Origin of the sequence: Tessaracoccus sp. MC1627 (assembly GCF_014164725.1) — a bacterium.
In the GTDB taxonomy this organism is placed as follows: Bacteria; Actinomycetota; Actinomycetes; order Propionibacteriales; family Propionibacteriaceae; genus Arachnia.
On sequence record NZ_JACJGA010000006.1, the window covers coordinates 45,336 to 64,371 of the forward strand.

Below are 19,036 nucleotides of genomic sequence, written 5' to 3' on the forward strand. Positions count from 1 at the left end.
TCAAGACAAACCGTCAACTCCTGACAAAGGTCTAGCTACAACCTGACATTGGCAGTACAATGTGTGCACACGACGACGTGAGAGACCAGATGCCACACAGCGCCCCGTACATCGCGCAGATCGAGATCGATCGCACCAGCGCCACACCGCTCCACGCCCAGATCGCGGAGCCGCTCGCCAGGCTCATCGAGGACGGCACCATCGAACCCGGCACGCGCATCGAGGACGAGGTGTCGATGGCGGAGCGGCTGAAGGTGTCACGGCCGACGGCGCGCCGGGCCATGGAGACCCTCACCAACCGCGGCCTCATCGTGCGACGGCGCGGCGCCGGCACGCAGGTCACCCCCACCCGCGTCCACCGACCCATGGCGCTCAGCTCGCTCAACGACGACCTCGAGAAGTCCGGCGTGGACCCGCGCACCACCGTGCTGGAGTGGGAGATCGAAGGTGCGGCGCCGGGTGTCGCGGCGGCGCTCAACATCGCTCCCGGTTCCGAGGTGGTGCACATGCGACGCCTACGGATGCTCCGGGACGAGCCCCTGGCACTGATGAGCAACTGGCTGCCGGCCACACTCGCCCCGACCCGGGCAGAGCTGGAGTCCGGCGGCCTGTACGCCCGCCTGCGCGAGCGCGGCGTGAAGGTGACGGTGGGCTTCCAGCAGATCAGCGCCCGCCTGGCCACGGCCGACGAGGGCCGCCTCCTCAACGAGCCCACCGGCGCTGCGCTCCTGACCATGCAACGCACGGCCTATGACGAGCAGCACCGGGCGGTGGAGTTCGGCATGCACGTCTACCGCGCCTCGATGTACTCCTACGACCAGACGGTGATGGCCTGAGTCAAGCCCGGCGCCGCCGTCGCCAAGAAAAGTTCGCCTTGACCTGCGATTTGTTCTGACATATCCTTGACAGGACAAACCAATGTAGTGTCCAATGGTGTCAGGCCTCATCGTCGAGACCGCACCACCGCTTGAGAAGGAACCGCCATGACCATCGAGTACACCGAGGGACCGCTCCTGACCGCGGCCCGGACCACCCCTACCGCCCTGTGGAACGACTCGGCCGACCTTGAGGAGCTCCGCCAGTCGATCTCCTACGGCGGCGTGGGAGCCACCTGCAACCCCGTCATCGGCTACACCACCATCAAGCAGCACAAGGACATCTGGGGCCCCCGGATCCAGGCCATCGCCGCCGCCAACCCCACCTGGGGCGAGTCGGAGATCGGCTGGCAGGCCATCAAGGACATGTCTGTGGAGGCCGCCGAGCTGCTGCTGCCGATCTTCAAGGAGACCAACGGGCGCAACGGGCGCCTGTCCGTGCAGACGGACCCCCGTCACCACCGCGACGCGAAGGCCCTGGCCGATCAGGCCGTGGAGTTCTCTGAGCTCGCCCCCAACATCATCGTGAAGATCCCCGCCACCAAGGTGGGCATTGAGGCCATCGAGGACGCCACCTACCGCGGCGTGGTCATGAACGTGACCGTCTCCTTCACCGTCGCCCAGGTTGTCCGCTCCGGCGAGGCCATCGAGCGTGGCCTGCAGCGCCGCGTCGCTGAGGGCAAGTCCATCGACGACATGTGGCCCGTGGTCACCCTCATGGTGGGCCGTCTCGACGACTGGATGAAGGCAGAGGCCGAGCGCACCCAGCTGTTCATCGATCCGGGCCACATGGAGTGGGCGGGTGTCGCGGCCATCAAGAAGGCCTACCAGATCTTCCAGGAGCGCGGCTTCCGCTCCCGCGTGCTGTCCGCAGCGTTCCGCAACGTGCTGCAGTACAGCGAGCTCATCGGTGGCGACCTCGTCGTCTCCCCGCCCTTCAAGTGGGCCAAGCGGATCAACAACTCGGACTACGTGGCCGAGAGCCGGATCGACGTGCCCGTGGATCCGAAGATCATCGAGTCGCTGCAGCGCATCGAGGACTTCAACCGCGCCTACGAGGAGGACGGCCTGAGCATCGAGGAGTTCGAGAACTTCGGCCCCACCCGCAAGACGCTGCGCCAGTTCCTGGGCGCCGACTGCGACCTCGACGCCCTGGTGCGCGACTTCCTCATCGCCCCCGCCTGATCCTTATCCCCGTCCGGGTGTGATCCCCGGAATCCGAGCCGCGCAAGCCCCGGTCCGCTCCTGACGGACCGGGGCCTGCGTGCGTCCGGGGGTGGGTGGGTGGGGTTTGCGTGTGCCCGGGGGTGGGTGGGGTTTGAGCAAATGGCAGGGGTCACGGGTCGGGTCCCGCTCAGTCTGAGCGTGGGCCCTTCGTGACCCCTGCCATTTGCTCAAACCCACAGCCGCAGAAGCCCCCCGGGGTGGGTCAGCTGGCGCGGGGGTCGTCGGCGGGGAGCTGCTTCTGCAACGACGCCAACCTCTGGTTGATCTGCTCCAACAGCTCCGCGGTCTCCGCGTTCAGCGCCTTCATCGCCTTCCGCCTGGTCCCACCGGAGTTCGCTCCCCAGATGAGCTCACCTTGGACACGCAGCGCCTGCGCGTGTCGATGCCAACCCGCGGGCTCCGTCGCCTCCGGGAACGCCAGCTCGACGGCGTCCGCAGCGGTGTCGATGGCCGCCATCTTCGCGTCGAAGCGGATCTTGGGGTTGTTCGCATCCGTGGCCGACTTCAGCTTCCCCACCAGATCATCGAGACTCTTGGCGATCTGCGGATTCTCCCGCAGCGCGGAGACCAGCGTGACGGTGGTGGCGACCGCGGCGCCGGTGGTCTTGATGATGATGCCGAGCTTGCTCATGCGGCCAGTCTAGGTTCGACGCCAGAACCGGGCGTCCGATCCCCGCGACCGCCTACACTGGCCGACATGCGACGACGCGTCCTCACCCCGGTTCTGCTCCTCGGCGCCGCTGCCCTCGGCGCCTGCACCGCGGCCCCCGAGCCCGCCGTCGAGACCACCCCCACCGTCGGGGTTCAGCTCTTCCAGTGGCCGTGGCGATCCGTGGCCCAGGAGTGCACCGAGGTGCTCGGGCCTCACGAGTTCGGGTTCGTCCTCCTCTCCCCCGCGCAGGAGCACATCGACGGTGAGGCCTGGTGGACGTCGTACCAGCCGGTCAGCTACCAGCTGGAGTCCAAGCTGGGCACGCGCGAGGAGTTCGCCGAGATGGTCACCGCGTGTGGGGAGGCCGGTGTGGACGTGATCGCCGATGCCGTGATCAACCACATGGCGGGGATCGACGGCGGCACTGGTGTCGCGGGGACGGACTTCACGCACTACGACTACCCCGGTCTGTACGGTCCAGAGGACTTCCACGACTGCCCCATGACGGTCTCAGGCGACATCGAGAACTACTCGGACCAGCAGCAGGTGCAGGAGTGCGAGCTGGTCAACCTCGCGGATCTGGACACCGGCAGCGAGAAGGTCCGCGACACCATCGCGGCCTACCTCAACGACCTCACCGAGCTCGGCGTGGCGGGGTTCCGGATCGACGCGGCCAAACACATGTCCGCGACCGACGTGGAGGCCATCGTCGGGCGCCTCGACGGCGAGCCTCTGATCGTCTCCGAGGTCATCCGAGGCGGCGGGGAGCCGATCCAGCCGGAGGACTACCTCGACGCAGGCGCGGTGTTCGCATTCCAGGTGGCCAAGGACATCTCCGGCCTGGTGCCGGGCGGAGCGATCGCCAAGGCGCTGGAGCTGCGCGACGGCGAGGTCCCGTCGGAGCAGGCGTTCACGTTCATCACCAACCACGACACCGAGCGCAACGGCCAGACCCTCACCTCCAAGGACGGTGACCAGTTCAGGGTGGCGACAGCCCTGCTCCTCGGCATCGACTACGGCACTCCGATCGTCTACTCCGGCTACGCGTTCTCGGACCGCGACGCCGGGGCGCCGCAGACGGACGGCCGGGTCGACGACGTAGCGTGCGCGGCGCCGTCGGAGGATCCGGAGGATGGTGCCTGGTTGTGTCAGCACCGGGATGTCGCGGGGTTGGCTGAGTGGGTCGCGGTGGTGGGCGACGCGCCCGTCGAGAACGTGTGGAAGCAGGGGTACGCGGTGGCGTTCGATCGAGGCGACCGAGGCCTCATCGCCGTCAACGACACGAGCACCCCGGTCAGCGCCACCCTCACCACGAACCTGCCCGACGGCGCGTACTGCGACGCGGCTGCCTCGCCGGCCCCGCCCACCGCGGAGGATCGCTGCGAGGAGGGCCCGTTCGTGGTGGCCGACGGCAAGGTCACCGTCGAGATGCCCGCGATGGACGCGGTTGCCCTCCACGTCAACCTCCGCGCGGCCGGTTGATCCCTCTCTGTGGTGTTGAGGGCCAGTTGTGGTCTGGTTTGGCGGCGTGTGGTGGGGGCCGGTTGATCCCTGTCCGTGGCGTGGTGGTCGGGTTGGGCGGCGTGTGGTGGGGGCCGGGCCGCCCATGATGCCGGCGGCGGCGCTTCGTGCTGCCATGCCGTCATCAACGCCCACCCAACCTGCCCCGGCCCCCACCACCCACCGCCCTGCTGGCCCGTCCCGTCGCCTGGCTTACGTCCCGACGCCTGCCTTACGCCTCGACGCCCGTCGTACGCCTCGACGCCAGCCCTGTATCACAGGCGGCCCGGAGCCGCCTGACCTATGTTTGGCAGCCGGCGCTGTAGCGCGGGCGGCCAGACTCAACGCAGGCGCCAGAGGACCCGCTGCCTCGAGACGAGCCGAAGGCGAGATGTCCACGAGGGTGGGGGACGGCAGGGCGGCTGCGCGTCGGGGTGCCCAACCCGAGGTTCACCCAACTGGCATCCCGCCACAACAGACCCGAGCCAGGGCCGCCCTGACGGCGCACGCCTGGAATGGACCACGCCACAGGGAAAACGAGTGCAGGGAGCACTGACACGAGGCCCCGGGCGGCCTCATCTACTCAACCAAGGACCATGCCGCGATCAACAGGGAGAATGTGGACAACGGCCGCCCGGGCCTCGTGTCAGGACTCCCGGCACCCGGTGCCGGACTTGTGCCGCCACCGTTGAGCAGGGTCAGACTGTGAGCGGAGGGGTGCTGTTACGCAGGTGAACCTCGAGGGGCAGGGGCGTCGGCACCCAGTCGGCGTCGATCGCCGCCCTGACCGCCTGATAGCCCACCTCCTCCAACGGGATGCGGACCGAGGTCAGCTGCGGGGTCACGTCGCTGGAGGAGGGGATGTCGTCGAACCCCGCCATCGCCACGTCTGACCCGAGCTCGCGACCCTCCTCGCGCAGTTCCCGCACCGCACCCAGCGCCACCGCGTCGCTCAGAGCGAACACCAGCGTGCCCGGCTCGATGCCGACCGCAAGCGCCTCGCGCATCGCGTCCGCACCGCCCTCACGGGTGAACGCCGCGCGGTGCACCCGGACGATCTGACCACCGCCGGAGGTGAAGCCGTCGGTGAAACCCGCCTGGCGTTGGTCCGTGGTGATCAAGCCTCGGGGCGCGGCAAGCACGACCGCCCGACGGTATCCGCGCGCCGCCAGCGCCACGCCGAGCGCCCTGGCCCCGCCCCAGTTGTCGATGAGCACGGAACGAAGCTCTGAGGCGCCAGGGCCCAGCGCGATGACCCGGCCGCCCATCCCGTGGATGGCGTCGATCTCGAGCTGCACAGGCTCATGGGGAAGCGCCATCCGCGAGGCGGCCAGGATGACCCCGCGAGGCCGCTGACCACGCAGCACCCGCAGCAGCGCGGCCTCCTTCTGCGGATCCCGCCCGGTCGTCGCGATGGTGACGAGGAATCCGGCCTCATCCGCCGCGCGTGCGACGCCGGCGGCGACCTGCGCGAAGTAGGGGTCCGCAATGTCAGCCACCAGCAGCGCGATGAGGGCCGAGGCCCCGCTGGCGACGGCCTGCGCAGAGACGTTGACGCTGTAGCCCAGCTTGTCGGCGGCCGCGCGAACCCGCTCCTGATACGACTCGGCCACCTTCCGCGTCGAGCCGTTGAGCACGCGCGACGCCGTGGCCAGCGAGACGCCCGCCTCCTGGGCGACGTCGACGAGGGTGGCGGTACCGTAGCGGCGCTGCTGGTGGTTCACGGTCATGAGTCTAAGGCCGCAGATGCGGGGCGACCCACCGCCCGAAGGCGTCGACGGTGTCACGCGCCACGACCTCGAAATCGGTTGCCCAGATGGTTGCGTTGAAGATCTCCACCTCGACGTCGCCGTCGTAGCCGGTGGCCTCCACTGCGCGGGTGAGGGTCTCGAAGTCGATCACGCCCACGCCGGGCTGATGCCGGGACAGAAGGACGTCGGCTTCGAGGGGGGCCCGCCAGTCGCACACCTGGTACGCGGCGATCCGGCCCTCGCGGCCCGCACGAGCGATCGCCGGCAGAACGTCCGGATCCCACCAGATGTGGAAGGTGTCCACAGTCACCCCCGCGACACTCGAGTCAAGCCCGGACACGAGGTCCAGCGACTGCCCGAGCGTGGAGACGACGGCGCGGTCCGCCGCGTACATCGGGTGGAGCGGCTCGACGGCGAGCGTCACGCCCGCGGCCGCCGCGTCGGGGGCGAGCTCTTCGAGGGCCTCGCGGACCCGGGCGCGCGCGCCGATGAGGTCCCGCGACCCCTCCGGCAGCCCACCGGCGACGAGCACCAGCACCGCCCGCGACCCAGGCGCCCCGGCGGCAGCCAGCACGGCCGTCTCCTCGATGGCGCGACGGTTGTCGTCCAGCGAGTCGCTCCGCTCGGGTCCCGCCACCGCGGTGAAGAAGCCCGCGCGGCAGTAGGACGACATCCGCAGCCCGGAGTCCGACAGCATCGCGGCCGCCTCCCGGAGGCCCACGTCGGCCACCGGTTCTCGCCAGAGCCCGATCGACTGCATGCCGACGGAGGTGGTCACCGTCAGCGCGTCACGGAGGGTGGCGTGCTTGATGGTGGCCTGGTTGATCGAGAGCCTGGGGTGCGTCAAGGATCAGCCCAGCAGCAAATCGTCGAGGACGACCTTGCAACCTTCGCGGCTGGAACGCAGGCCCGCGTCGGCGAGTTGGACTCCGCGGGCGCCGGCGAGCAGGTCGAACGGGTACGGGGTGCCCTGCACGTAGGAGGCGAGGAACTCCTCCCACTGCTGCCGGAAGCCGTTGTCGAACACCTCATTGGTTGGCAGCTCGGCCCAATCCGCGGCGTAATCATGATCATCGGCCAGGTCCGGGTTCCACACCGGCTTCGGCGTCCCCACTCGGTGCTGGATCTTTGCGCCGAACAATCCCACCACAGCGGACCCGTGCGTCCCGTCGACCTGGAACTCCACCAGCTCGTCGCGGTTCACCCGCACCGTCCAGGAGGAATTGATCTCCGCGACGATGCCGCCGTCGAGCTCGAAGATGCCGTACGCGGCATCCTCCGCGGTGGCCTGATATGCCTTCCCAGCCTCATCCCACCGCTCCGGAATATGGATCGCCGCCTGTGCGTAGACGCTGCGCACCGGCCCGAACAGGTTCTCCAGCACATAATTCCAGTGCGGGAACATGTCGACGATGATGCCGCCGCCGTCCTCAGCACGGTAGTTCCACGACGGACGCTGTGCGGGTTGCCAGTCGCCCTCGAAGACCCAATATCCGAACTCCCCGCGCACCGAGAGGATGCGGCCGAAGAAGCCGGAGTCGACGAGGCGCTTCAGCTTCTGGAGGCCGGGCAGGTAGAGCTTGTCGTGGACGACACCGGTCTTCACGCCCGCAGCGGCGGCGAGGCGGGCCAGTTCGAGGGCCTCCTCGACGGACTCGGCCGTCGGCTTCTCCGTGTAGATCGTCTTTCCCGCAGCGATCGCCTTCCGCAGCGCCGCCCCACGCGCCTTCGTCACCAGGAAATCCGAATAGATCTCCCACCGCGGATCCGCCAGAGCAGCATCCAGATCAGTGGTGAGGTCCTCGATGCCGTGCCTGGCGGCCAACTCGGCCAGCTTCGACTCGCTACGGCCCACGAGCAGCGGCCGGACGGTGACACGGGAACCGTCAGAGAGCTCGATGCCTCCCTGATCCCGGATCGCCAGGATCGACCGCACCAAGTGCTGCCGGTAACCCATGCGGCCGGAGACACCATTCATGATGATCCCGATCTCACGCACGGACCCGGATCCCTGCACCATCTCGGCCGGCGGCGGCTTCAAAGTCGTTGACACACTCAGTTCCTATCTATCACTTGCGTTTGGACGACATTGGTAAACGCTTTCCCCTATCCTGACACGTCACTGCCCCGCGACACAAGAGGACGCCCCAGTTTTGTCCCAAGAAGCTTGGTTGTGAGGACCGTCAAGGATCCTGGGAAACGTTTACCATCGGATCACACTGTTCCCCGGTGGTCACGCTCGACCCGCATGTCGGTGACGGGGCTCGTGAACCCGTGCCGGTGAGTGGGGTGGGCTGCGAGATCAGCGGGGGTGATGGCAGCACCCTCAGCTGCGGCGGAGGCATAGATCGCGGCCACCATCTCGATGGAGCGGGCGGGCTGATCGGCCGTGGGTGGAAGCGGCTCTCCGGCAAGAAGCGCGTCGAAGACGTCTCGCAGCAGAGGCGCATGGTCACTGCGCTCCTCGTACTCGGGGAAACGCCACGCCTCGGCCTCGACTTCGAACCCGGGGGCGGGCGTGATCTGCCAGTTCTCGTGCCCGTGGCCGTAGAGGTGCTCGACGGAGACCGTCGCCTTCTGCGTGTCGATCCGCACCGTACTGACCTGGCGCGGAGAGACCGCGCTGGTGACCACCTGAGCCACCGTCCCCCCGGCGAACGTGATGGTCGCGGTGGAGGCGTCCTCGGTCTGGGTCTCGCGGTCCAGCCGCCACAGACGCCCCTGCACACTGGCCCAGTCACCCAGCAGGAAGCCCAGGAGGTCCAGCTGGTGGATGCCGTGCCCCAGCGTGGTGCCGCCACCCTCGGTGGCCCACTTCCCGCGCCACGGCACGGCGAAGTAGTCGGCTCCACGGAACCACAACGTCTCACAGACCGCGATGAGCGGGCGCCCCAGGGCGCCGCGGGTGAGCAGTTCGCGGACATGCGCCGCGGCGGTGCCGGTCCGCTGCTGGAACACCACAGCCAGCTCCTTGCCGGCAGCAGCGGCGGCCGCGCGCATCTCGTCGAGTTCGTCGAGCGACGGCGCCGGAGGCTTCTCGACGACCACGTGCGCACCCGCGGCGAACGACGCGACCGTCTGGTCGCGGTGGACACCCGGCGGAGTGCAGATCAGCACCACATCCGGATGTTCCGCCGCCAGCAGTTCGTCGAGCGTGTCGTAGACGGCCGGGTTGCCCCACTGGGCGGCGAAGGCGTCTCCCTTGGACCGCGTCTGGTTGGTGACCGCAACGAGCTCGGCCTGGGGATGGGCCTCGACGGCCCGCGCGTGGAAATGAGCCACGGCGCCGGTGCCGACGATCGCGCAGCGCAGTGTCTGGGTCATGCGGATGCCTCGGACTCGGGGGCGGCGGTCGGGCCGACCGATCGGAGCTCGGCGACGAGTTCTGCCCCCGCGCCGGATGCATGGGCGGCCACGTCGGCGGTGCCGATGAGGACCGCTGCGGACAGGACCAGCGTCTCGCCCTGCGGCAGGCGGGTCTCGGTGTAGAAGAACGGCGCCGGATTGAGGCCCGCGTACTCCTCACTGCGGGCGAACCACGGGTTCGGCTCTACCGCCCCGTCGAGCATGAGTACGCCTGCGCTGCGGTCAGGGGCCGTGAAGGCCAGCCACGGGCCTGGCTCGCCCCGCGCCTCGTCCCCTGCGGGCCCCGATGGCGCCGTGATCTCCCCGCCGGTGAACGTGGTGGGGCCCCGCCAGAAGATGCCGCAGTACCCGGCGTTCTCCCTGCCCTTCGACGTCGGCGAGCCGAAGCCCAGTGCCTCGCCCGAGACGTTCGTCAGGGCGCTGCGCCAGGTCAGTGCCCACGTGTCCCCGTCGACGGGGCGGGCGGTGAGCAGGCGCTCCTCGGTCAGCACCAGCGAACCGTCCTCCGCCACCCAGTCCAGCCGCTCCACTACTTCCGCGGTGTGGTCGCCGCCCCCGAGCTCGAAGGACCGGTGCACCTGTGTCCCGTTGTTGGGCAACTGCACGTAGCCACTGCCGTGGACGTAGGTGGGGCCGCCCCAGAAGTTGTGGGGGCCCACCACCGGCAAGGCCAGCGAGAGCCCCTTGTGCCAGACGTGGTCGTCGGGGCGATAGGCGGTGACGTCCGCGCCGGCGCGCGTTCGGAGGAGTGCGTAGGGACGCGGGGACTCCAGCTGCGCGTCGGTCGGCTCGTAGACGTACTCGGCGACGGTGACGTCGCCGTCGACCAGCAGGAGCCGGCCTGGCCGGGTGTCGAACTTCATGGAACCTCCACGGTGAGGATGGGCTGGGTGCCCGCCGCAGCGGGCGGTTCACACACTAGAGGAATCCATGGGAAAGCGCTATCCTTGCTGAGACTTCTTCGCACAGAACCCAAAGGAGGGCTCATGCACGTGGCCGACAATCCGATCATCCCGGTGGTGGTCATCAACCGGGCAGACCGCACCGAAGCGCTGGGTGAGGCGCTGGTCGCGGGCGGCATCCCGATCGCCGAGGTGACGTTCCGCACCGAGGCGGCGCCCGAGGCCATCCGACGCATGAGCGCCAACGCGGAGCTGCTGGTGGGTGCCGGCACCGTGCTGAGCGCCGGTCAGGTGGACCAGGCCCTCGACGCCGGCGCCCGGTTCATCGTCAGCCCAGGCTTCAGCGCCGAGGTCGTCAGGCGCGCCCAGCACCACGGGCTGCCCGTCTTCCCCGGCGCGGTCACCCCGTCGGAGATCATGGCCGCGCTCGATCTGGGCCTGACCACCCTGAAGTTCTTCCCCGCCAACATCTACGGCGGTCCCGCCGCCCTCAAGGCGCTGGGTGCGCCGTTCCCGCAGGTGCGGTTCATCCCCACCGGCGGCGTGGCAATGGGCAACCTCGCCGACTTCCTCACGTTGCCCAACGTGGCTGCGGTCGGCGGCTCCTGGATGGTTCCCGCCAATCTGGTTGACGCCAGCGACATGGACACCATCCGCCGCCTCTGCACCGAGGCCTCTGCCGCGGTCGCCTCGTTCGGAAAGGCGGCCTGACATGGGCACCCTCACCCTCCGCCCCGCCGACGAGTGCCGCTACCAGGCCGTCTCGCTCGGCGAGGTCATGCTGCGCCTCGACCCAGGCGACCTGCGCATCCGCACCGCCCGCTCCTTCACCGCCTGGGAGGGCGGCGGCGAGTACAACGTCATCCGCGGCCTCTCCCGCGTGTTCGGCCTGCCCACCGCGGCGGTCACCGCGCTCGTCGACGACGAGGTCGGCCACCTCGTCGAAGGCTTCATCCTCGCCGGCGGCGTCGACGCCCGATGGATCAACTGGGCCAAGAGCGACGGCGTCGGACGCACCGTCCGCAACGGCCTCAACTTCACCGAACGCGGCTTCGGCATGCGCGGCGCCAAGGGCGTCTCCGACCGCGGCCACACCGCCATCTCCCAGCTGCGCCCGGACCAGGTCGACTTCGACCGCCTCTTCGGCGAGCAGGGCGTGCGCTGGCTCCACACCGGAGGCATCTACGCAGCCCTCTCCGAGCAGTCCGCCGAGACCGCGCTCGCCGCGGTGAAGGCCGCCAAGAAGCACGGCACCGCCGTGTCCTACGACCTCAACTACCGCCCCAGCCTGTGGCAGACCATCGGCGGCCAGGCCCGCGCGCAGGAGGTCAACCGCGAGCTGGCCAAGTACGTCGACGTGATGATCGGCAACGAGGAGGACTTCACCGCGGCCCTCGGCTTCGCGGTCGAAGGCGTCGACGAGAACCTCGCGGAACTGCCGATCGAGGGCTTCAAGGCCATGATCGAGCAGGTCGCGGAGGCGTATCCCACCATGGCCGTCATCGCCACCACCCTGCGCACCGTCCGCTCGGCCTCCACCAACGACTGGGGCGCAGTCGCCTGGTCCGCCGACACCAGCCTGGTGCAGGCCACGCACCGCGAAGGCCTGGAGATCCTCGACCGGGTCGGCGGTGGCGACTCCTTCGCCTCCGGTCTGATCTATGGTCTCCTCACCGGGGAGCCGCTCTCCACCTGCGTCGAGTTCGGCGCCGCCCACGGGGCGCTAGCCATGACCACTCCCGGCGACACCTCCATGGTGACCGCCGCCGAGGTCCTCAAGCTCGCCGGCGGCGGCAACGCCCGGGTTGACCGATAGCGGGATCGTTGGCTGAGGTGGCGCGGAGCGGGGCCCCCACCGTTGGCTGAGGCGCCGCGGAGCGGGCCCCCACCGTTGGCTGAGGTGCCGCGGAGCAGCCCACACCGCTGGCTGAGGCGCCGCGGAGCAGCCCACACCGCTGGCTGAGGCGCCGCGGAGCAGCCCACACCGCTGGCTGAGGCGCCGCGAAGCGGCCTCGAAGCCTAAGAGAGTGTCCTTGTCAGCTCGCCTTTCCCAGGCTTCGAGGCTCGTCGCTCCTCAGCCAGCGGGTGCGGTTCGTCACCCAAACTCTGATAACGATGGTCTACGGGACCCAGCGGGTGGGTGCGGTGGTCGCCCAGGGCGCGTCGACGCGCGAGAACGGGCGGCCCTGGCGCACGGCCCGGCCCAGATCGTCGGCGATCCCGTGGATCACGGGGACACGCGCGTCGCCGTCGCCGGACCAGGTCACGAACGCGGGGTCGACGGGCTGCGGCTCCGGAGCGGTCTGGCTGGCCTCCAGGACGCACATGAACGCGCCCGTCTCCACGAGCGGCACCAGGAGCGCGGCACCATGCTCGCGGTGGTCCAGCAGGTTGGCCAGCAGACCCTGCCGCGACACCTGCTCCGTGCGCTCCGGCTCGCCCTCCAGGCGCCACTCCACCTCGTCGTCGGTGTAGCGGAGGACCACGGAACCGCGATCCCCCACCACCGCGACACTCGGCGACGGATCACCCTTGGACTCCGCGCACAGCGTCAGCGCGGCCTGGACCGGGACGCCCACCGTGGTGCCGACCTCAACCCAGGCAGTGTCGTCGGTGTCGATGTCGTGCGCGCGGTACAGCTCGGAGTCCACCCATCGCACCTGGTCAGCGCGTTGTGCTCCAGCGACGGCAAGGGCCGCGGCCACGGCGTGAGCCAGCGGGTTGGTCACCACGCCGTCGGCCACCCGGGCGCCGTTGAAGACGCGATGCCCTGCCCATGGGCTTCGGCTGTAGTAACCGTCGTCGCGGCTCCACTCCCCCCAGGCCACGACGCGCGCATTGCCCCCGACCTTGCCGTCGGCGAGCACCACCTGCAGGATGTCGATCCCGTCCGAGCCGAGCGCCTGGAAGCCCACCTGCACGGCGCGGCCCGTCCGTTCGGCCGCGTCGAGCAGCGTGCGGAACTCGGCAAGCGAAGCGGTGGGCGGCTTCTCGAGCAGCACGTCGGCGCCGTGCTCCAGCGCCAGGACGGCCAGCGCGGCGTGGGCACCGATGGGCGCGGCGATACTCACCAGGTCGGCGGGATGCTCGGACAGCGCTTGCTGGAGGGTGTCGTAGACGGGCGCGGTGTCGAAGGCGCCGGGCTGCGGATCGACGGCGGCCACCAGCTGCGCCCTGCCAAGGGCCTCCATCTCGGCGATGGCCTCGAGGTGATGCCGGCCATATCCATTGACGCCGACCTGGATGATTCGCGCGGGGGTGCTCACGATTCAATCCTGTCACTACTGCCCTTCCGGCGGCCCCGTTCGCCACGCGGCGGCGCCAGCCCGCACGTGGGGCACCCGCCTAGACTTCCGGCGTGATCCTCCCTCAGCCCGCCCCGCTCGTCCTACGCGGCCTCCGCTTCGACGCCTCCCGGCCCGCCGTGATGGGCATCATCAACCGCACGCCCGACTCCTTCTACGCCTCCGCCCGCTACCTCGACGACGATGCAGCCCTCGCCCGCGCCGTCGAGATGGTGGACGAGGGCGTCGACCTCGTCGACGTCGGAGGCGTCCGCGCAGGCCAGGAGGGTGAGTGGATCGACGAGGCCACGGAGATCGCGCGCGTCCGCCCGTTCGTCCTCGCCCTCCGGGAGCGCTTCCCGCGACTCCCGATCAGCCTCGACACCTGGCGCGCCGAGGTCGCACAGGCCTGCGAGGGCGCCGTCGACCTCGTCAACGACACCTGGCAGGGCGCGGACCCGGATCTCGTCCACGTGGCCGCGACACTCGGCGCCGGCTACGTCGTCTCCCACACCGGCGGGCTCCCCCCGCGGACCGATCCCAGCGGAATCGACTACGGCCCCGGTGAGGCTGTCGTTGAAGATGTCCTCCGCGTCCTCCGCGCCGGCGCCCAGAGGGCACTCGACGCCGGGATCCGCCCCGACGGCGTCCTCGTCGACCCCACCCTGGACTTCGGCAAGACCACGCCCAACTCCCTCGCCTTGGTCGGGGCCACGGACCGCGTCGTCGCGCTGGGGTTCCCGGTGCTTCAGGCCATCAGCCGTAAGGACTTCGTCGGCGAGACCCTCGACCTGCCCGCCGACCAGCGGCTCGAGGGCAGCCTGGCCGCCACCGCCGTCGCTGCCTGGCTCGGGGCAACCGTTTTCCGCGCCCACGACGTGCGCGCTACCCGTCGCACCCTCGACATGGTGGCTTCCATCCGCGGCGACCGACCCCCGGCCATGGCCGAACGCGGGCGCTGAGAATACCAGGAGAGGTCGGTCTGACCTATCACCGCCCCAGCCTCGGAGGGGTACCCCGCTGGTTTAGTGTGGTGGCGTGGGTGTAAACCCCCCGAGACAAGACGGAGAGCGATGAGCGATCAAGCCACCAGTGCGGCCGACATCAGCCTGGCCGCAGACTTTGACACTCCCTCCCAGGCGGACTGGGAGAAAGAGGTCCTGAAGGTCCTGAACCGAAAGCGGCCCGAGGGCAAGGAGCTCACAGTCGAGCAGGCGTACAAGCGCCTGTCGAGCTCCACCGTCGACGGCCTCACCATCAAGCCCCTGTACGTGAAGAGCGACGGCGTGGAGGAGCTCGGCTACCCAGGCGTGGCCCCCTTCGTCCGCGGCACCACGGTGCGTGACGGCGAGATGGACGCGTGGCACATCGCCCAGTTGCATGAGGATCCCGACGCGGCCGAGACCCGGCGCGCCATCCTCACCGATCTCGAGCGTGGCGGCACCGCCGTCTACGTGCGCGTTGATCCCGATGCTGTCGCGGTGGCGGACCTGCCGACCGTCCTGGCCGACGTCCTGCTGGACCTCGCCCCGGTCTACCTGACCTCCAAGACGCAGCAGCTCGAGGCAGCCACGGCGCTGGTCGAGTTCCTCGCCGCCTCGGACAAGGACGCGGCCACGCTCACCGGCAACCTCGGCGTTGATCCCATCGGAGCGGCCGCCCTGGCCGGCACCGACGCGGACCTCAGCGTCCTGGCCCAGGCCGTCGAGCTGGCCAAGCCCTACCCGGGCGTGCGGCCGGTCGTCGTGGACGCCACCGTCTACCACAACGCCGGAGCCGGCGACGTGCACGAACTGGCCTACGCCGTGGCCGTGGGCGTCGAATACGTCCGCGCGCTCACCGAGGCGGGCCTCACCGTCGACGAGGCCTTCGACTCACTCATGTTCCGCGTCTCCTCCACCACCGACCAGTTCGCCACCATCGCCCGCCTGCGCGCGCTGCGCGGCCTGTGGTCGCGGGTGGGCGAAGTGCTGGGCGTCACCGAGTCCAAGCGGGGCGCCATCCAGCACGCCGTCACCTCCGAGCGCCAGATCGCGCGCGACGATGCCTACGTCAACATGCTGCGCGGCACCATCTCCTGCTTCGCGGCCTCCGCGGGTGGGGCCGAGATTCAGACCGTCCTTCCCTTCGACACCGCGGCGGGCCTCCCCACGGACTTCTCCCGCCGCACCGCACGCAACACGCAGGTGGTGCTGGCTGAGGAGTCCAACGTCGGGCGCGTCAACGACCCGGCCGGCGGCTCGTGGTTCGTCGAGTCGCTCACCAGGCAGCTCTCCGACAAGGCGTGGGCCGTGTTCCAAGGCCTCGACGGCGAAGGCTTCGCCGCGGCGCTGGCCGACGGCACCGTCAAGGCCCAGCTGGATGAGGTCAACGCCGCCCGCGCGGCCCAGCTGGCCACCCGCAAGATTCAGCTGACCGGCGTGTCGATGTTCCCCAACCACGAGGAGGCCGCGCTCGAGCGCAAGGCCCGCCCCGCGGCACCGGAGCTCGGCGGCCTGAAGGTGGTCCGCGACACCCAGGTGTTCGAGGACCTCCGCGACCGTTCGGCTGCCGCCCGCGAGGCCGGCAACGCGCCGTCGGTGCTGCTGGCCTGCCTCGGCGCCCGCCGCGACTTCGGCGGCCGCGAGGGCTTCACCTCGAACCTGCTCCATGTGGGCGGGCTCGACACCATCGTCGCCGAGGGCGAGACGCCGGAGGACTTCGCGCGGCAGCTCACCGAGTCGGGCGCGAAGGTCGCGGTGCTGTGCTCCAGCGCCAAGGTCTACGCCGCCCAGGGCGTGGCAGTGGCCGAGGCCCTGCGCGCCGCCGGGGCCGAGACCGTCCTGGTCGCCGGCCAGATCAAGGAGCTGGGCGAGGGCGCCGAGGGCGCCGTCGACGGCAACGTGTTCGACGGCATGAACGTGGTCGAACTGCTGACCACCACCCTGAACAAGATGGGAGCCTGAGCATGACCGTCCCCCGTTTCACAGACATCGAGCTGACCGAGGCGGTCTCGGCTGACGCCGCGGCCAAGTTCGAGGCCATCATCGAGTCCACCGGGCACTCCGCCGGGTGGCAGACCCCCGAGCGCATCCTGGTGCCGCCGCTGTACGGCGATACGGACCTCGCCGGGCTCGACTTCCTCGAGACCGCGCCCGGCATCCCGCCGTTCCTCCGCGGCCCCTACGCCACGATGTACGTCAACCAGCCGTGGACGGTCCGCCAGTACGCGGGCTTCTCCACCGCCGAGGAGTCCAACGCGTTCTACCGCCGCAACCTGGCCGCCGGCCAGAAGGGCCTGTCGATCGCGTTCGACCTCGCCACCCACCGCGGCTACGACTCGGACCACCCGCGCGTGGCCGGTGACGTGGGCATGGCCGGCGTCGCCGTCGATTCCATCCTGGACATGCGCCAGTTGTTCGACAAGATCCCGTTGGATCAGATGTCTGTGTCCATGACGATGAACGGCGCGGTGCTGCCGGTGCTGGCGCTGTATGTTGTCGCGGCCGAGGAGCAGGGCGTCAAGCCCGCGCAGCTCGCCGGAACCATTCAGAACGACATTCTGAAGGAGTTCATGGTCCGCAACACCTACATCTATCCGCCGGCTCCGTCGATGAAGATCATCGCCGACATCTTCGCCTACACCTCGGCGAACATGCCCCGGTTCAACTCGATCTCCATCTCCGGCTACCACATGCAGGAGGCCGGGGCGACGGCGGACATCGAGATGGCCTACACCTTGGCCGACGGCGTGGAGTACATCCGCGCCGGCGAGTCGGTGGGCCTCAACGTGGACCAGTTCGCGCCTCGCCTGTCCTTCTTCTGGGCCATCGGCATGAACTTCTACATGGAGGTCGCCAAGATGCGCGCCGCGCGCATCCTGTGGGCAAAGCTGGTGCGTCAGTTCGGGCCGAAGAACCCGAAGTCGATGTCGCTCCGCACCCACTCGCAGACCTCCGGCTGGTCGCTGACCGCGCAGGACGTGTACAACAACGTCGTGCGCACCTGCGTGGAGGCCATGGGCGCCACGCAGGGGCACACGCAGTCGCTGCACACCAACGCCCTCGACGAGGCCATCGCGCTGCCGACGGACTTCTCCGCCCGCATCGCCCGCAACACCCAGCTGTTCCTGCAGCAGGAGTCGGGCACCACCCGCACGGTGGACCCGTGGGCCGGTTCCGCGTATGTGGAGAAGCTCACCGAGCAGCTCGCCCGCAAGGCATGGGAGCGGATCCAGGAAGTGGAGCAGGCCGGCGGTATGGCCAAGGCCATCGAGCAGGGCATCCCGAAGATGCGCATCGAGGAGGCCGCGGCCCGCACTCAGGCCCGCATCGACTCCGGCCGCCAGCCGGTGATCGGCGTCAACAAGTACAACCTCGACAGCGAGGACCCGCTCGAGGTGCTGAAGGTGGACAACAAGTCCGTCCGTGCATCCCAGATCGCCAAGCTGGAGCAGCTCCGCGCCGAGCGCAACGAGGCCGAGACCCAGCAGATGCTGGAGCGCCTCACCTGGGTGGCAGCGAACCCCGACGCGACAGATCCTGACCGCAACCTGCTCAAGGTGGCCATCGACGCAGCCCGCGCGAAGGCCTCCCTCGGCGAAATCTCCGACGCGTTGGAGAAGGTTTACGGCCGCTACACCGCTCAGATCCGTACGATCTCAGGTGTGTACAACACCGAAGCCGGCTCCAACGAGGACATCGAGACAGCCCGCAAGCTCGTCGAGGAGTTCGAGAAGAAGGAGGGGCGCCGCCCGCGCATCCTCGTCGCGAAGATGGGCCAGGACGGTCACGACCGTGGGCAGAAGGTCATCTCCACCGCCTATGCCGATCTCGGCATGGACGTCGACGTCGGCCCGCTGTTCCAGACGCCGGAAGAGGTGGCCCGCCAGGCCGTCGAGTCCGACGTCCACGTGGTAGGTGTCTCCTCCCTGGCCGCCGGTCACCTCACGTTGGTGCCCGCGCTGCGTCAGGAGCTGGACAAGCTGGGCCGCGAAGATCTGATGATCGTCGTGGGTGGCGTGATTCCGGCCCAGGACTTCGACGAGCTCCGCGAGCACGGCGCAGACGCCATCTACCCGCCCGGCACCATCATTCCGGCGGCTGCGATCGATCTGCTGACCAAGCTGAACGAGCGCCTGGCCGACTGATACCCGGCGAACGACGAGTGGCCCGCCCCCTGAGGGGCGGGCCACTTGCCATTTCCGCTGATCGAGCCAACCGGCCCTACTCCGCTGATCGGGCCGGGCCTACACCGCTGGTTGAGTCAGGGTCGCCCCTCGCGGGGCGCCCGTTCAGCGCGGAAAATGCCGTATTCAGCTAATCGAGCTGACTAGGTGCGACGGGGCATTTTCGGATTAGCCAACCGGCGCGAAGCGCCAGCTGCGTCGAAACCGACCCGCGCTTGTTCATGGGGCTTGGACTGGAGCTTGGAAGGCAGCCCCCGCGGTAGGTGTTCCACCAGATCGGGTCTCGAGCTCCTCAGCGACCCGAGGCCCACT

15 protein-coding genes are annotated in these 19,036 nt (G+C 69.4%); 8 read left to right on the forward strand and 7 right to left on the reverse strand.

Annotated features, from left to right (window positions below):
- Window positions 1–89: 89 nt before the first annotated feature.
- Together H5399_RS12625 and H5399_RS12630 are read left to right on the forward strand one after the other, a co-directional pair.
- Complete coding sequence (locus H5399_RS12625; RefSeq protein ID WP_182783204.1) at window positions 90–836, forward strand: GntR family transcriptional regulator; 747 nt, start codon at window positions 90–92, stop codon at window positions 834–836.
- Between the two features lie 147 nt (window positions 837–983).
- Window positions 984–2,060 (forward strand): transaldolase family protein, encoded by a 1,077-nt coding sequence (locus H5399_RS12630; protein WP_182783203.1) that lies wholly within the window; start codon window positions 984–986, stop codon window positions 2,058–2,060.
- 244 nt (window positions 2,061–2,304) lie between these two features.
- On the opposite strand, the gene H5399_RS12635 is transcribed toward H5399_RS12630, so the two are convergent.
- Window positions 2,305–2,733 (reverse strand): hypothetical protein, encoded by a 429-nt coding sequence (locus tag H5399_RS12635; protein WP_182783202.1) that lies wholly within the window; start codon window positions 2,731–2,733, stop codon window positions 2,305–2,307.
- Window positions 2,734–2,799: 66 nt separating this feature from the next.
- Between H5399_RS12635 and H5399_RS12640 the strand changes: the two genes are divergently transcribed.
- The gene (locus H5399_RS12640) at window positions 2,800–4,236 is read left to right on the forward strand and encodes an alpha-amylase family protein (protein ID WP_182783201.1); all 1,437 of its coding nucleotides are present in this window, start codon (window positions 2,800–2,802) and stop codon (window positions 4,234–4,236) included.
- Window positions 4,237–4,952: 716 nt separating this feature from the next.
- Here H5399_RS12640 and H5399_RS12645 read toward each other — a convergent pair.
- From H5399_RS12645 to H5399_RS12665, 5 genes are all read right to left on the reverse strand, one after another.
- A complete protein-coding gene (locus H5399_RS12645; RefSeq protein ID WP_220490976.1) occupies window positions 4,953–5,978 on the reverse strand; it encodes a LacI family DNA-binding transcriptional regulator in 1,026 nt (341 codons plus the stop codon).
- Window positions 5,979–5,988: 10 nt separating this feature from the next.
- The gene (locus H5399_RS12650; protein ID WP_255422277.1) at window positions 5,989–6,852 is read right to left on the reverse strand and encodes a sugar phosphate isomerase/epimerase; all 864 of its coding nucleotides are present in this window, start codon (window positions 6,850–6,852) and stop codon (window positions 5,989–5,991) included.
- A gap of 3 nt (window positions 6,853–6,855) precedes the next feature.
- Window positions 6,856–8,058, reverse strand: a complete 1,203-nt coding sequence (locus tag H5399_RS12655; protein WP_370585759.1) for a Gfo/Idh/MocA family protein — start codon at window positions 8,056–8,058, stop codon at window positions 6,856–6,858.
- A gap of 161 nt (window positions 8,059–8,219) precedes the next feature.
- Window positions 8,220–9,329 (reverse strand): Gfo/Idh/MocA family protein, encoded by a 1,110-nt coding sequence (locus H5399_RS12660; RefSeq protein WP_182783199.1) that lies wholly within the window; start codon window positions 9,327–9,329, stop codon window positions 8,220–8,222.
- Window positions 9,326–10,234, reverse strand: coding sequence for a PmoA family protein (locus H5399_RS12665; RefSeq protein ID WP_182783198.1), 909 nt, complete (start codon window positions 10,232–10,234; stop codon window positions 9,326–9,328). Before H5399_RS12665 ends, H5399_RS12660 begins: the two co-directional genes overlap by 4 nt.
- 123 nt (window positions 10,235–10,357) lie before the next feature.
- Between H5399_RS12665 and eda the strand changes: the two genes are divergently transcribed.
- Window positions 10,358–10,984, forward strand: a complete 627-nt coding sequence (eda, locus tag H5399_RS12670) for a bifunctional 4-hydroxy-2-oxoglutarate aldolase/2-dehydro-3-deoxy-phosphogluconate aldolase (protein WP_182783197.1) — start codon at window positions 10,358–10,360, stop codon at window positions 10,982–10,984.
- A gap of 1 nt (window position 10,985) precedes the next feature.
- Entirely contained in the window at window positions 10,986–12,089 is a 1,104-nt protein-coding gene (locus tag H5399_RS12675; RefSeq protein ID WP_182783196.1) for a sugar kinase, read from the forward strand.
- A gap of 304 nt (window positions 12,090–12,393) precedes the next feature.
- Here H5399_RS12675 and H5399_RS12680 read toward each other — a convergent pair whose 3' ends face one another.
- Window positions 12,394–13,539, reverse strand: a complete 1,146-nt coding sequence (locus H5399_RS12680; protein ID WP_182783195.1) for a Gfo/Idh/MocA family oxidoreductase — start codon at window positions 13,537–13,539, stop codon at window positions 12,394–12,396.
- A 92-nt stretch (window positions 13,540–13,631) separates the two neighbouring features.
- Here H5399_RS12680 and folP point away from each other — a divergent pair, with 92 nt between their 5' ends.
- From folP to scpA, 3 genes are all read left to right on the forward strand, one after another.
- Window positions 13,632–14,519: a dihydropteroate synthase gene (gene folP / locus H5399_RS12685; RefSeq protein WP_370585758.1), complete on the forward strand. Its 888-nt coding sequence runs from the start codon at window positions 13,632–13,634 to the stop codon at window positions 14,517–14,519.
- A 111-nt stretch (window positions 14,520–14,630) separates the two neighbouring features.
- Window positions 14,631–16,502, forward strand: a complete 1,872-nt coding sequence (gene mutA, locus H5399_RS12690; protein ID WP_182783194.1) for a methylmalonyl-CoA mutase small subunit — start codon at window positions 14,631–14,633, stop codon at window positions 16,500–16,502.
- Window positions 16,503–16,504: 2 nt separating this feature from the next.
- Window positions 16,505–18,685, forward strand: a complete 2,181-nt coding sequence (gene scpA / locus H5399_RS12695; protein WP_182783193.1) for a methylmalonyl-CoA mutase — start codon at window positions 16,505–16,507, stop codon at window positions 18,683–18,685.
- Window positions 18,686–19,036 lie beyond the last annotated feature (351 nt).